This window comes from Mesorhizobium sp. BAC0120 (assembly GCF_033542235.1).
Classification (GTDB): Bacteria; Pseudomonadota; Alphaproteobacteria; order Rhizobiales; family Rhizobiaceae; genus JAWRCU01.
The window spans coordinates 352,823-367,323 of record NZ_JAWRCU010000004.1 but is presented as its reverse complement, the minus strand read 5'-3'; the positions used below and the strand labels follow the sequence as shown (position 1 = coordinate 367,323).

Annotated in this window: 13 protein-coding genes; all 13 read right to left on the bottom strand. The window is 63.2% G+C overall.

From position 1 onward, the window contains the following. Positions 1-55 precede the first annotated feature (55 nt). Positions 56-1,147 carry a sn-glycerol-3-phosphate ABC transporter ATP-binding protein UgpC gene (locus SAZ10_RS12110; protein WP_318609463.1) on the bottom strand — a complete coding sequence of 364 codons (1,092 nt, stop codon included), beginning with the start codon at positions 1,145-1,147 and terminating at the stop codon, positions 56-58. Between the two features lie 17 nt (positions 1,148-1,164). Continuing rightward, positions 1,165-1,998, bottom strand: coding sequence for a carbohydrate ABC transporter permease (locus tag SAZ10_RS12105; RefSeq protein ID WP_318609462.1), 834 nt, complete (start codon positions 1,996-1,998; stop codon positions 1,165-1,167). Between the two features lie 5 nt (positions 1,999-2,003). Then, positions 2,004-2,939 (bottom strand): sugar ABC transporter permease, encoded by a 936-nt coding sequence (locus SAZ10_RS12100; protein WP_318609461.1) that lies wholly within the window; start codon positions 2,937-2,939, stop codon positions 2,004-2,006. A gap of 130 nt (positions 2,940-3,069) precedes the next feature. After that, positions 3,070-4,332 (bottom strand): sugar ABC transporter substrate-binding protein, encoded by a 1,263-nt coding sequence (locus tag SAZ10_RS12095; RefSeq protein WP_318609460.1) that lies wholly within the window; start codon positions 4,330-4,332, stop codon positions 3,070-3,072. Between the two features lie 26 nt (positions 4,333-4,358). After that, positions 4,359-5,540 carry a PLP-dependent transferase gene (locus SAZ10_RS12090; protein WP_318609459.1) on the bottom strand — a complete coding sequence of 394 codons (1,182 nt, stop codon included), beginning with the start codon at positions 5,538-5,540 and terminating at the stop codon, positions 4,359-4,361. Beyond that, the gene (locus tag SAZ10_RS12085; RefSeq protein WP_318609458.1) at positions 5,537-6,280 is read right to left on the bottom strand and encodes a FadR/GntR family transcriptional regulator; all 744 of its coding nucleotides are present in this window, start codon (positions 6,278-6,280) and stop codon (positions 5,537-5,539) included. The genes SAZ10_RS12090 and SAZ10_RS12085 overlap by 4 nt, the downstream gene beginning before the upstream one ends. Positions 6,281-6,625: 345 nt before the next feature. Continuing rightward, the gene (locus SAZ10_RS12080; protein WP_318609457.1) at positions 6,626-7,903 is read right to left on the bottom strand and encodes an MGH1-like glycoside hydrolase domain-containing protein; all 1,278 of its coding nucleotides are present in this window, start codon (positions 7,901-7,903) and stop codon (positions 6,626-6,628) included. Between the two features lie 234 nt (positions 7,904-8,137). After that, positions 8,138-9,181 carry an ABC transporter ATP-binding protein gene (locus SAZ10_RS12075; protein ID WP_318609456.1) on the bottom strand — a complete coding sequence of 348 codons (1,044 nt, stop codon included), beginning with the start codon at positions 9,179-9,181 and terminating at the stop codon, positions 8,138-8,140. A gap of 84 nt (positions 9,182-9,265) precedes the next feature. Continuing rightward, a complete protein-coding gene (locus tag SAZ10_RS12070) occupies positions 9,266-10,123 on the bottom strand; it encodes a carbohydrate ABC transporter permease (protein ID WP_318609455.1) in 858 nt (285 codons plus the stop codon). Further along, positions 10,120-10,965, bottom strand: a complete 846-nt coding sequence (locus SAZ10_RS12065) for a sugar ABC transporter permease (RefSeq protein ID WP_318609454.1) — start codon at positions 10,963-10,965, stop codon at positions 10,120-10,122. The genes SAZ10_RS12070 and SAZ10_RS12065 overlap by 4 nt, the downstream gene beginning before the upstream one ends. 70 nt (positions 10,966-11,035) lie before the next feature. Next, positions 11,036-12,301, bottom strand: coding sequence for an ABC transporter substrate-binding protein (locus SAZ10_RS12060; protein WP_318609453.1), 1,266 nt, complete (start codon positions 12,299-12,301; stop codon positions 11,036-11,038). A gap of 38 nt (positions 12,302-12,339) precedes the next feature. Next, positions 12,340-13,347, bottom strand: coding sequence for a substrate-binding domain-containing protein (locus tag SAZ10_RS12055; RefSeq protein ID WP_318609649.1), 1,008 nt, complete (start codon positions 13,345-13,347; stop codon positions 12,340-12,342). Between the two features lie 395 nt (positions 13,348-13,742). Then, positions 13,743-14,462 carry a response regulator transcription factor gene (locus SAZ10_RS12050; protein WP_318609452.1) on the bottom strand — a complete coding sequence of 240 codons (720 nt, stop codon included), beginning with the start codon at positions 14,460-14,462 and terminating at the stop codon, positions 13,743-13,745. Between the last annotated feature and the right edge of the window lie 39 nt (positions 14,463-14,501).

Genomic DNA, 14,501 nt, shown 5'->3' with positions numbered 1-14,501 from the left:
TGATTTGATCAGCGCCCCTGGAAGGCGCCGAAAAGGCTGGTCGGGTTCAGAAGACTTAGTTCCGCGAGCCGGCCTCAGCTGCTCGGTTTCCATTCTCGCCGAAGACATGCACGTGTCGCGGCGGGAAAGAGACCTTCACTTTCGGGCCTGCCGTCAGCGCTTCCCGGTCGAGCGTAAACACGTTGAACGGCACGCCATGCAGGCTGAGATGCAGGATGATGCCGAAGCCAGTCGGCTCGATAAGGTCGACCGCCGCTTCCATTCCGTCCTGCGAGCCCGGCGACATCACCACATGCTCCGGCCGGATGCCGAGCGTCACAGTGGCACCGTTTTCGATCTGGTAGTGAGAAGGAAGCTCGATGAGGGATCCATCCGACAGCCTCGCGGTCGCCCTGTCGCCGTTCGCCTCATAGCGTGCTGACAGGAAATTCATGGCAGGAGACCCTATGAAGCCGGCGACGAACAGATTGGCGGGGCGGTCGTAGAGCTCCAGCGGGCTCCCGACCTGCTGCACCACGCCCGCATGCATGGCAACAATCCTGTCGGCCAGCGTCATCGCCTCGATCTGGTCGTGGGTCACATAGATCGAGGTCGCGCCGAGGTCCTTGTGCAGCTTCTTGATCTCGGAGCGCATCTGCTCGCGCAGCCGGGCGTCGAGGTTGGAAAGCGGCTCGTCGAACAGGAACGCTTTCGGCTGCCGTACGATGGCGCGCCCCATCGCCACGCGCTGGCGCTGGCCGCCTGACAGCGCCTTCGGCCGCCGCTCCAGCAGCGGCTGCAAGCCCAGCTTCTCGGCCGCGCCGCTGACCGCCGCCTCGATCTTCTCGCGTGCCGCCTTTCTCAGCCGCAGGCTGTAGCTCATATTCTGCGCGACGTTCATATGCGGGTAGAGCGCATAGGACTGGAAGACCATGGCGATGTCGCGGTCCTTCGGCGCACGCTCGTTGACGCGGGCGCCGCCGATCTGGATCTCGCCTTCGGTCACCTCCTCCAGTCCGGCGATCATCCGCAGAAGCGTGCTCTTGCCGCAACCCGACGGGCCGACCAGCACGACGAACTCGCCGTTCTCGATCGAAAGATCGACGCCGTGGAGCACCGAGACGATGCCGAAATTCTTGCGGACGTTTCTGATGTCGATCGAAGCCATATGTCAGCCCACAATTATCAGCCCTTTACCGCGCCGGCCGTAAGGCCCTGAATGAGGTAGCGCTGGATGAACAGGAAGAAGAGGCACGCCGGGATCAGGGCCAGCACGCCGGCCGCCATCATCTGTCCGAAATCCACTGAGAACTTCGATACGAAGGAGAGAAGGCCGACAGGGAAGGTGGCGGAGTCGTTGCTCGAGATCAGCATCAACGCAAAGAGCAGCTCGCTCCAGGCCGCCGTGAAGACGAAGCCGAGCGTCGCGGCAATGCCGGGCAAAGTCAGCGGCAGGATGATCTGTCGGAACGCCATGAACTGGGTGGCGCCGTCAATCTTGGCCGCCTCCTCCAGTTCCTTCGGAATACCGTCGAAGAAGGATTGCATGAGGAAGGTCGCGAAGGGGATGTTGAAGGCGGTGTAGACGATCACCAGCCCGGTCAGGCTGTTGGTGAGCCCGATTGGCGACAACATCTTGAAGATCGGCGCGACCAACATCACCAGCGGGAACATCTGGGTGAGCAGCATGAGCGCCACCAGCCAGTATTTGCCGCGGAAATTGAAGCGCGACAGCGCATAGCCGGACAGGGATGCAAGCATGGTGACGATCGCGGCAGTCGCGCCGGACACGATCATGCTGTTCCTGAAGAAGACCGGAAAGGCGCTGTGCGTGAGTACAAAGCTGAAATGCTCGAAGCTCGTGCGAGACGGCCACAGCCTGATCCCCTCGGAATAGAGCAGGTCGTTGGGCGTGACCGACACCTTCAACAACCAGAACAGCGGGAAGAGCGCGAAGACCACGTAGCAGAGGATCGCCAGGCGGTGCAGCACGGTTCCAAGGATCGAAGGCGCGTTCATCCCGGTCAGCCCCGATCCATGAGCATTTGCCTGAGCACGATGATCAGCATGGAATAAGCGAGCAGCAGCACCAGGAGCACCAGCGCGATCGCCGAGGCATAGCCGAAGTCGAGCGCCTTGAAGGCCTGCGTGAAGATGTAGCTCGCGACGATCTGCGTGCGATCGGCCGGCCCGCCATTAGTCATCACGATGATCAGGTCGGCGAAGTTCGAGATCCAGACTGTGCGCAACAGCACCGTGATCGCGATGGTGGGGGCAAGGAACGGCAGGGTGATCGAAGTGAACCTTCTCACCGCCCCTGCCCCGTCGATCGCGGCGGCTTCGTAGAGGTCGCGCGGGATCGCCTGCAGCGCCGCCAGCATGGTGATCGCGAAGAACGGGATGCCCCACCAGACATTGGCGACGATCGGCCCCCACATGGCGAGCTGCGGGTTCGACAGGATGTTGGCCGGCTCGCTCATGATGCCCAGCGCATATAGCCAATGCGGCAGCGGGCCGATGACCGGGTTGAACATCCAGGCCCAGTTGAGCCCTGTGAGAAAGGTCGGCACTGCCCAGGGCAGGAAGACCAGCGCCTGCACTAGGGCGCGGCCGGTGAAAGGCTTGTCGAGCAGCAGTGCCAGGATCAGCCCGAAAACGAACTGCAGCAGCACCGACGCGCCGGTCCACCACAGCGTGTTGCGCAGTGCCCGATAGAAATTCTCGTCGCGATAGAGCGCCCGGAAATGATCGAGCCCGATGAAGGCGCCCGAGAACGGGTTGAGCAGTTGCACGTCGCGGAAAGCGTAGGAGAGCCCGAGCACCAGCGGCACGAGCATGATCGTGACGATCAGGATCAGCGCCGGAGCCGAATAGAGATACGGCGCGGCACCGTTGGAAATCCGGTCGAGCAGCGAGCGGCGCGGCGGCGCTGAAAGGCTGGCGGTTGCTTCAAGTGCCATCAGTGGGGGCCATCGGTCGGGGCCATCAGTCGGACGTTTCTGCTCCAGTTTGCGGAGACGGGCGAAGGTGCTCCGGGCTCCTTCGCCCGTCGGGACTACCTGCCATGATCAGGCAGGCAGCGCCGCCGCATTACTTCTTCTTGGCCAGATATTTCTGCTGCGCCTTGGTCAGATAGTCGGCCCACTGGTTCGCCATCTCGTCGGGCGTGATGTCGCCGAGCAGAGCCTGCTGGCTCGTCTTGATGACCAGCGAATCCTTGAAGAAGGCGAACTCCTCCAGATAGGTCGGCATCACGGTCGGGATCGCGTTCTTGTCTTCGAGCTCGGCGAACCAGCCCTTGAACTGCTCGCTCGAGTAGAAGGGATCCTTCTCCGCTGACTTGTGGACCGGCAGCGCTCCGGTGCGCTTGTTCCACTCGACATTGCCTTCAGGGCCTTCCAGCGTTGCGATCAGCTTCCAGGCGAGGTCCTTGTTCTGGCTGGCATTGAACATCGACCAGCCCGCATAGCCGATGGTCGGGAAGGTCTTGCCGTCCGGCCCTTTCGGCATGGTGGTGATGCCATAGTCTTCCGGCTTCATGCGCTCCGCAATTGCAATCAGCGCATCCGGATCCTGATCGAGCATGGCGCAGGTGCCGGTGTAGAAGCCGGCCACGACCTCGTTGAAGCTCCAGTTCACGCTGTCCTTGGGCGCCAGGCCTTTCTTGTAGAGGTCGATCACCCAGGTCAGACCCTTGGTCCAGCCCGGGCTGTTCATCGTCGAGGTACCGTCGTCATTGAAGAAGGCATTCGACCCGGCCATGCTCGCGCCGAACATCACCCAGCCGTTCAGGCCGCCCGGGCCGCCGCGCAGGCAATAGCCATATTTGCCCGGCAGCTTGGAAACCTTCTCCGAGGCTGCCCAGAAATCGTCCATCGTCTTCGGCGGCTCGGTGACGCCGGCCTCCTGGAAGAGCTTCTTGTTGTAGAACAAGGCGCGCAGATAGAAGCCGTAAGGCAGCATATACGCCGTGTTGTTCACGTCGCGACCGAGCTCCAGCGCACGGTCGGTGAGGCCTTTGGTGTACTCCCATTTGGCGAGATAAGGCTCGAGGTTTTCGAGAAGACCGTTATTGGCGTAGAGCGACAGCCAGGTATCCGGCATCTCCATCACGTCGGGCAGGTCGCCGGCCGACACCATGGTCGCGAATTTCTGGAACGCCTCGCCCCAGGGCAGCGAGATGATCTCGACCTTCGTGCCGGGGTTTGCGGCCTCAAATTTCGAGACGATCGACTTCAGCGTCTCGGTACGCTCCGGGCTGGTGATCACCTCCACCAGCTTCAGCGTCGTGTCGGCGAGCGCTGTCCCCGACATAAGGACAGTCGCCATTGCCGCGATAAGAAGCTTTCTCATTTCCGTTCCCTTCTTCTCTGGTTGCTTCAGTTATCTTCATTGGCGGAGGCAGCAGCGATCGCCGCCTCGAGGTCACCCCACAGCGCCTCGGTTCCCTCGAGGCCGACATGGAGACGCACGGACCGCGGATGGATGCCGAACGCCATCGCGGAATTGGGCTGAGCCTTCTGCTGCAGCACGACTTCGCCGGGCACGATGAGGCTCTCATGACCGCCCCAGGACACGCCCAGCTTGAAGAGCTTCAGGCGATCGGCGAAGCCGCGGACATCGATCCCGTCGCGGAAGATGAATGAGAAAAGGCCGGAGGTGCCGGTGAGCCCTGCCGGAAGCCGGTTGGCGAGGCCGGGGTGGCAAACCTTCTCGACGGCCGGATGATCCTGGAGACGCCTTGCGACCTCGAGCGCGGACGCCTGATGCGCGCGCATGCGGACCGGCAGTGTCCTTAAGCCCCGGATCAACAGCCACGCATCGAAGGGCGAGAGCTTGCCGCCGAGATAGGGATAGGCCTCGCCGCGGATGCGGCCGATCATCTCTTTCGAGCCGGCGACCACACCGGCAACGACGTCGCTGTGACCGCCGAGATATTTGGAGGCCGAATGGAGGACGAGGTCGACGCCGAGCGAAATCGGCCGTTGAAAGATCGGGCTTGCCCAGCTGTTGTCGATGATCGTCGGAATTCCGCGGGCCTTGGCAAGGGCCGCAAGCGCGCCGACATCGTGCGCCTCCATCACCCAGCTCGTCGGGCTTTCCATATAGAACAGCTTGGCGCCGGGTAGTGCTTTCGCGACCGCTTCCTCGTCGCGCCCATCGACATAAATCACCTCGATCCGCATGCGCTTGAGCACGGTGCCGAACAGGCGGAAGGCGTCGGGGTAGACGTGCTTGACCGCGACGATCCTGTCGCCCGGCTCGACAAAGGAGAGCACCGCCGAAGAGATCGCCGACATGCCGCTGGCGAAGCCGATCGCATCCTCCGCACCTTCCAGCTTCGCCAGCATCTCCTCGAACATGCGCACGGTCGGGTTCAGCCCGCGCGTGTAGGTCGGGCGAACTTTATCGCCGCGGTAGGTCGCGAGCATCTCGTCGTAGCTCCCGAAGGTGAAGAGCGAGGTCTGCACGATCGGCGGCACAACCGCGTCGAAGGCGTTGCCTTCGTCATGCGCGGCAATGAGCGAGGCTTCATCGAAGAAGTCGCGAATATCGTTCATTTCGACATTTCCTCGATGTCCTCCTCGACAATTGCGAGAATTTCCAGCGTCTTCTCGCGCGCTCGTTCCGTGTCTTTCGCAACAATGGCGTCGAACAGTTCGCGGTGATACGGGAACGACCGCCGGGCGAAATCCTGCCGGTCGAAGGGATGCTCCCAGAAGCGCTCGAAGGCTTCGCGCATCTGTTCGAGCAACTGCCTGAAGAGCGGATTGTGCGTGGCATCGTAGACCGCCAGATGGAAGGCAAGGTCCTCTGGCCCCGAGGTTCCGGTAGCGAGATGGACGCGTTCCATCTCAACGAGCTTTTCCTCGATGTTCCGCAGGTCCTTCGTCGTCCGCCGCAGCGCCGCAACCATGCTCGCCTCGGCCTCGATGCCACGGCGCACTTCGAGCGTCTGAAGCAACGCGTCGCGCAGCTTTGCCGTATCGAGCGACAGCGGCATGTGGATCGTGCCGGCAGAGATCGACTTCAGAAGATAGGTGCCGCTGCCCTTGCGGGTCTCCGTGACGCCGAGCGCCTCGAAACGCCTGATCGCCTCGCGAATGGTCGAGCGCCCGACCGACAGCGCCGCCATCAGCTCGCGTTCCGTCGGCAGGCGGTCACCGACCTTGAGCGCGGCGCGTTCGACATATTCGGCCAGCGCATCCATGACCTGCTTGCCGCGATCGATCGCCGGCAGCGGCGCGATCGCCACGCGCGTAGCAGCAATTCCGGGGCCCTCATCATCGCGCCTGCGCATTGAAGTCATGGTCAAAATTGGTCTGACATCTGAGCAATTTTGCGCGATCATGGGGCTTCGTCAAGCGGTGAAAATCCGCGGCCCAGCTACCGTGGATAACTCGGCGGGACAGCGCCCCCCTCTGTCCTGCCGGACATCTCCCCCACGAGGGGGGAGATTGGCTGTCATCGAGGATTTCGCCAATCGCCAACGCTGCAGGTTGGCGAAGCCAAAGCGGCCGTCCAATCTCCCCCCTTGTGGGGGAGATGTCCGGCAGGACAGAGGGGGGCGCCGTAGGGTGCTGCGAACTCAACTATGCGGTTCGTAGGGTGAGGCGTTGCCAAGAAGAAGCCCTGCAAAGCTCCATCAAGCCGCCTGCAAAAACTCCAGCACCATCGCCGCCGTCCAGGTGAAGCGTCCGCCGCCGAGCGGCTCGCCGGTGAGAGGATCGTAGTATTCGGCGAACCCGCTCTGCTCGATCAGCTTCAAGCTGGATTGGGTTATCCGATCGGCGACCGCAGTTTCGCCTGCGCCAACAAGGCCGTCCGCGATCATGTAATTGACCACCAGCCAGACCGGCCCGCGCCAGTAGCGTTTTGCATCGAAGCGCGGGTCATCGGGATCGTGCGAGGGTACGACATAGCTCGCCTTTTCAGCCCACTTCTCGATGGTCCGAGCGATCGAATAGGCGCGCGCGCCGGGGATCGCGGCAAAGACCGGCATCAGCCCGCCGATCGAACAGCTGTCGACCAGTTTCCCGGTGACGCGGTCGAGGCAGAGATATTGCTGGTCCGGTTCGCTCCACAACCGCTCCAGCGCTGCGATGCCCTTCTCGGCGCGCGCCCGGCTCGAAGCGGCGAGCGCGTGCTCGCCAAAGTCGAGCGCGAGGTCGGCAAGATCGGACGAGCTGCGGATCAGGATGGCGTTGAAGCCGGGATCGACGATCTGGAAAGGCGAAGCGTCGTGTAGCTTCGAATTGTCCCAACCGAGCCCGCGGAAATGCTGCACCAGCCAGATGTAGCGGTCGTACTGTTCCTTGGTCGGTCGATGCGCCGGATCGGCGTGCTGGGTGTCGCGCCGCACATAGGGCTCGACGCCATGGGTCGGCACGCGTTGGAAAGCCTCGTCCCAGTCGATGGAATTGTCGCGCCCCGACTCCCAGGGATGAACGATGGCGACCAGCCCCTCGCCTTTCGGATCGCGGTTCGCATAGAACCAGCGGTGCCAGGCGTCGATCTTCGGCAGCAGCGCGCGCGCGCGTCGGGCGGCCGCCACCTTGTCGTTTGCCCGCTCGAAGAGGCGCCTGACCGCGAAGCCTGCGACTGCGGGCTGCGTGATCCCGGAAGTGGCGACCGGCCTGCCCGTGCGCCAGACGTCGGGCCCCGGAAAATAGCCGTCGTTCCGGACATGGAAGACGATGTGCGGAACCATGCCGTCCGGCCATTGATTGGCAAACAGCGTCTCGATTTCCGTCCATGCGCGTGCTTCGTCGTAATGCGCCTGGCCGAGCGCGGTGAGGCAGGAATCCCAGTTCCATTGATAGGGGTAGAGGCCCTTGGTCGGGATCGTGTACCCGCCCTGGTCATTCTCCTTCAGCACCTCGACGGCGCGGTCGATGAAGTCGTGTTTCTGCAAGGAATTCATGGGTCTGATCTTCTGTTGTGAAGCTAGAAAGGTAGCGCCCCTTCGCGCCCCCCTCTGTCCTGCCGGACATCTCCCCCACAAGGGGGGAGATCGGCTGTCATCCATCGTTTCGCCAAACTCCAAGCCTGGCGACTGGCGAAACCAAAGCGGCCGTCCAATCTCCCCCCTTGTGTGGGAGATGTCCGGCAGGACAGAGGGGGGCAACGTAGGGCGTCAACATCGAGGACTATCCACTCAAGACAGCGCCGCCGTCGTCTCCGGATCGAACCAACGTATGCGATCCGGCTTCGGGGCGAGCCTGAGCCGGTCGCCGACCTTGACGGCGCAACTCGATTCCAGCACGGCGCGGAACAGGCCGCCGGCTACGTCACAGGTGACGAGCGTATGGGGACCGAGCGGCTCGACGATCCGCACGGTGGCCTCAAGCCCGTCGCTGCCGGCCTCGACATCCTCGGGCCGGATGGCAAAGTCGATCCTCGGCTTGTCGCTTCTCGGTCCATCTAACGTCAGGCCGGCCACCGACCAGCTGCCGTTTGTCGCCTTCGTCGCCGGGATGAAGTTCATCGGCGGATTGCCGATGAAGGAGCCAACGAAGCGCGCGGCGGGATTGCGGTAGACCTCGACCGGCGCGGCAGCCTGCACGATCCTGCCCTGGTGCATGACCGCGATGCGGTCGGCGAGGCTCATCGCCTCGACCTGGTCGTGGGTGACGTAGATGGTGGTGGTTTTCGAGGCGGCCAGCACACCCTTCAGCTCGGCGCGCATTTCAAGGCGCAGCAGCGCATCGAGGTTCGACAGCGGCTCGTCCATCAGGATGACATCGGGCTCCATGGCAAGTGCCCGGGCCACCGCCACGCGCTGGCGCTGGCCGCCGGAAAGCTGACCGGAGTAGCGCTTCAGGAGCTGCTCGATATGCATGAGCTCGGCCGTGCGGTTGACGCGGCGCTCGATTTCCTGCTGCGGCAGCTTCTTCATGCGCAGGCCGAAGGCGATGTTCTCGAACACCGTGAGATGCGGGAACACGGCGTAGTTCTGGAAAACCATGGCGATGCCGCGCTCGCGCGGCGGTAGCCGATCGACGCGGCGATCGCCGATCCAGACCTCGCCCTCGCCGGGCGTTTCGAGGCCGGCCACGATGCGGAGCAGCGTGGTCTTGCCGCAGCCCGAAGCGCCGAGCAGCACCATGAACTCCTGGTCGGCAATGGTGAGGTCGATCGAATGCAGCGCCGTGAAGGAGCCGAACCGCTTGGCCACTTTCCTGATCTGGATTTCTGCCATTCCGTTTCCTCCGGCCAGCTCTACCTTTTTTGCTTTCCCAGCATGATCTTGTCCGAAAAGTCTGCAACTTTTCGGGATCATGCTTTAACGGTTGGCTATGCCCCACATGGCGAAGAGATATTTCCGCACCGCGAAGATGAAGATGAGCGCGGGGATCACCAGCGCCGCGCCGCCGGCGAATTTGAGATAGAGCGGCGACTCGCCGAGGCTCTGCAGAAGGAAGGCCGTAAGCGTGCGGTTCTCGATGGTGAGGACCGCGGCCGCGAAGACCTCGTTCCACGAGATGACGAACGCGAAGATCGCTGAAGCGGCGATGCCCGGCAATGCGAGCGGCAGGATGACCTTCGTGAAGGCCTGCAGCCGCGTGCACCCCAGCGTCCAGGCGGCCTCCTCGAGCTCGAAGGGAATCCCCGAGAAAAGCGAGAAGGTGATGAGCACCGCAAACGGCAGCGCCAGCGTTGTGTGGACGAGCGCTAGGCCGAATGCCGTGTCGTCGAGCCCTGTTCGGATGAACATGACCGCCAGCGGCAGCGCAAGCAGCGGCAGCGGGAAGGCGCGCGTCATCAGCACGAGGAATCGGAACGCTTCCTTGCCTGGAAAGTCGAAGCGCGACAGGGCGTAGCCGGCCGGCGCGCCGATGCCGATCGACAGCACCATGGTGATGGCGGCGACCAGCACCGAGTTCCACAGCGCCCGCGCGACTCCTGCGAAATTGATGAAAAAGGAGAGGCTTCCCGTGTCGAAGGACGGGAAGAAGCGTTTCGGGAAAGCGGTAACCTCGGCCGGCGCGGACAGCGCGTTGACGAGCAGCAGATAGATCGGGAGCAGGACCCAGACGCAAAGCAGGATGACGCCGGCGATGAACAGCCAGTTGCCGGCCTTGCGGGCGTCGGCGGCCGCCGGAGCGGCGACAGACGGCTCCGAGACTGTCGTGGTGCTCATATCCGCGCCTCCTTCGGCACGCGTAGCGCGTAGAGGAAGAACAAGGTGAAACCGATCGAGATCGCCAGGATCACCATGGCCACAGCGGCAGCGACGTTGCGGTCCTGCAGCGTGAACTGCCAGTTGTAGGTCTCGCCCATCAGCACCGGCAGGTTCGAGCCGCCGAGCGCGGCGACGACGGCGAAAACCTCGAAGGCGAGGATCACGCGCAGGATGATCGCGGTCTGCAGGCTGGGCCTGAGCAGCGGCAGGGTGATCTTTACGAAACGCTTCCAGGGGCCGGCGCCGAACACCTCGGCCGCCTCGCCATACTCCTTGGGGATCAGCCCCATGCCGGCGACGAGGATCACCATCATGATGGCGGTGGCGCGCCACACTTCGGCGAGCACCACTGCCACGAAGATCATCACCTTGCTCTGGTAACCGAGGAACATCACCGGCTTAGCGACGAGGCCGAGCCCCGTGAGCAGCGTGTTGAGGAAGCCTGACTGTTCGAAGATGGCGAGCCAGATCAGCCCGGCAGCAAGATCGGATATGCCGAGCGGGATGGCGAAGATGTAGAGCACGGCGCTGCGGCCCTTCTCCATGCGCGTGACGATCGAAGCCATCGAGAGCGCCAGCGCGAGCTGCAGCGGCACCACGATGGCGGCCAGCAGCAATGTGTTGCGCAGTGCCTGGGGGAATTTCCAGTTCCCGGCCATGGTGCGGAAATTGTCGAGCGTCGCGACGCCGTCGCGCGAGAACGCCTCCCAGGCGACCAGCAGGAACGGGTGGAGGAAGAACACGCACAGAAACAGCGTCGCTGGCAGAAGCAGCAGATATGGCAATACCTTTGGTCGCATGCCGCGCCCTCAGCAAAGGGAGACGCCCGGTAACTCCACGAAGCACCCGGGCGCCTCAGGCGGAGGATCCCTATTCCACTGGGCAAGGCCCGCTGGACGGCTTGTCGGGCGCCCAGCATGGCGCTTTAGCCTGCTCGATGATGCCGCGCAGAACGCCCGCCTGCTCGTCGAGCGTGGCGCGCACGTCTTCTCCGCCGAGCACGACGCGCTCAAACGTATCCGTATAAACCTGACTGAACTTGCCGCCGAGCTCTCCGAGCCCCATCGGCAACAGGGCGGGAAGCGCATCGTCGGCGCCTGTCATGGCTGCAATTGCCGGCTGGAAGGCTTTGACCGAGGCAGGCATGTCGTCCGGCAGCTTGACGTCGATGACGGGGAAGAAGTTGGTGGCGCGCAACGTGGCGATCTGCGTCTCCGGCTTGAGCATATAGGCCGCCAGTGCCTTGGCCTTCTCCGCATCCGGCGCAGTCTTCGGCACTGCGACGCCCGCCACCACCGGCATGAATCCGCGGCCGGCAGGGCCGGCCGGTGCCGGGAAGGCTACGAAGTCGTCAGGCCGCTGGTTGAAGGCATCGGCAAGCCGCGCGATGTGATCGAAGGCAACCCAGACCTCCTCGGTCAAGAGCGGCTCCTGCATGAAAGCGTAGTTGGTCGAGTTGGGGTTGGTATAGGCCCACAGTTCCTTCATCTTGTTCCAGGCCGTCTCGGCCTCTGCCGAGCGGAACTTCGTCACCATCGAACCGGTGTAGGACGGATAAAGGAAGCCCTGGTAGAAACGGTGCTTCAGGCCCTTCGGCCCGGCCGGGAAGCCGAATTTCGGCGAGCCGGTGGCGTCCGCCATGTTCTTTGCCCATTCGATGAGCTGGTCGTAGGTGAGCTTGTTGAGATCCGCCCCCTTCGGAAGGAATTCTAGCGCCTTCTTGTTGGCTGCCATCAGATAGGTCGCCTGCATCCAGGGCAGGTACTTCTGCTCGCTCGTGCCGAGCTTGCCGAGCTCCACATAGGCCTTGTTGACGGTGACGCCGCCAAGGTCGACGCCGGACAGATCGGACAAGCCGCCCGCAACCGCGGTGAAGTCGCCATGAATGCCGCCAAGCATGCCGATCGAGCCTGAGCCGGCCTGCAGCTCGGCCTGGACGCGGGTGAGCCATGGCCCATCCTCGGCAACCTGGTAGTCCGCGCCGCCCTCGAAAGCCTTGAGCACGTCCTCGCGCATCTTCTGCGCCTCTTCGACCGGACGGGCCTGGGTCGACCAGAACAGTACCTGCGCCTTTGCTCCGCTTGCAAGCAGCGAAGCCGCGAGCATCGCGCCGGCGAGAATCTTCAGCGATTTCATTCCTTCCTCCCTGTCGCGCGCCGATCTCGGGCGCTGATCTATTTTCCGGGTACGGGACCGTGGCTTGCCCTGGTGACAAGCGTCGGCCGCACGAGCCGCGACAGCGGCTCCTTCGATCTGTCGGTGATGACCGCAAGCAGCATTTCCGCGATCTCGCGCGCGCATTGGCGGATCGAGGCATCGAAGGTGGTGAGCCCCGGCGGCGCGTAGGCCGAGGCGGCGATATTGTCGAAACCGATCACCGAAAGATCGCGCGGGATCGAGAGGCCGACGCGTGACGCCTCCTCCATGACGGTGAGTGCCAGCTCGTCGAACAACCCGACGATCGCCGTCGGCCGCTCGGGGGCGGCGAGCATGCGGTTGACTGCCTGGATGCGGGCGCCGCGATCGAAGCGTGGGGCGGTGGCGACCGTGAGCCGCACCGACGGGTCACCGCGTCTTGCGATTGCTGCCGCAAGTCCATCCTGGCGCAGATGCCGGAAGGTCATCGGCTCGGAGATCGTCAACAGGCCGAAATGGCGGTGACCGAGCTCGTACAGCATGTCGAAAGCTTCGCCGAAGGCGTGGGCGCCGTCCGTGTCCAGCCAATTGTAAGGGAAGTCGGCGTCGAGCAGACGGCCATGCGCTACGAATGGGAACTTGCGCTCGCGCAGGTAGGCAAGCCGCTCGTCGGTCTCGGCGATGCGCGTGACGACGACACCGTCGGCGCGGCCGGATTCGACCACATGGCGTAGCACCGAAAGCTCCGATTGGCCGACTGCCGCAGCTGCCAGGATAAGATCCGCGCCATGCTGTACCAGCCCCTCCCCCAGCCCGGTGACGAATTCGCCAAGGAAGGAATCGACGAGATGGGGGCCGCGGACCGGCAGCACCATTGCGACGAAACCGCTGCGTCCTGAAACCAGCGTCCGGGCCGCCGTGTTGGGAACATAGCCAAGCTCTTTCGCAGCCGCCACGACGCGTTTGCGCGTCTCCAGCGCAATCTGCTCGTGGCCGGCGAGCGCCCGCGACACCGTCGTGATCGACAGGTCAAGATGGCCGGCCAGTTCCTTGAGCGTCTTTGGACGAATTGTGCGCTACTCCTGAAGTTGAAACGTTTGCAGGAGTTCTGCAAACGTTTCAAATTGAAGGTACACGGTTTGACGGTACTGTCAATTCTAAACCGGCTTATCAGCGGAACGAGGCAGGAATGGCTTTTTTGGCATTGCCGCGCCCTATGTTGCCCCCCTCTGTCCTGCCGGACATCTCCCCCACAAGGGGGGAGATCGGACCGCCGCTTTGGTTTCGCAAATCGCCAAGTTCAGAGATTGGCGAAATCCTTAATGACAGCCAATCTCCCCCCTTGAGGGGGAGATGTCCGGCAGGACAGAGGGGGGCGCGACGCGCACAGGCTTATCCGTCTCGCCTGTAGGAGGAGAGCGCGCCCCGAAATCGATGCACCCTACGAATACACGTATCCCACCCCGCGCACCGTCTTGATCACCTCGGGCTTGGTCGCATTGGGCTCGATCTTCTTGCGCAGGCGAGAGATGCGGATGTCGATGCTTCGGTCGAAGGGCTCCCATCCCCGGTCGTGAGCGAGCTCGAGCAGCTGGTCGCGATTGAGGATTCGTCCGCGATGCTCGGCGAAGACGGTCAGGAGCTGGGATTCCATCGGCGTAATCGCGACCTCCTCCCCTTGGGCGTTGTACAGCTTGTGCGTCTCGGGAAAGAAGCGACAGGTTCCGAATTGCAGCGAGCGCCCGGGCGTGACCTCTCCCCATGGTGCGGACTGTCCTGAGGTCCGGCGCAGCACCGCCTTCACGCGGGCAAGCAGTTCTCTGAGGTCCACCGGTTTGCCGACATAGTCGTCCGCACCGATCTCCAGCCCGACTACCCGATCCACGACCTCCGCCGAACCCGTCAGCATGATGATCGCGACCTTGGAATGCTCATGCAGGTAACGCGCCAGTGACAAGCCGTCTTCGCCTGGCATCTTTATGTCGAGTATGACCACGTCGACATGCTCGCTGTCGACGATCCTGCGGAGCGCGAGGCCCCCATCGGCCGTGGTCACGGCATAGCCCTTGCCCTGCAGATATTCCGAGACCGTGTCCCGTATATCCGGCTCGTCATCGCAAACGACGATATGCGCAATGGCGGTCAAAGCTGTGTTCGGCAAGTGACTAACCTGAAAAGATAAACCTCGCCGCAAGGGCCG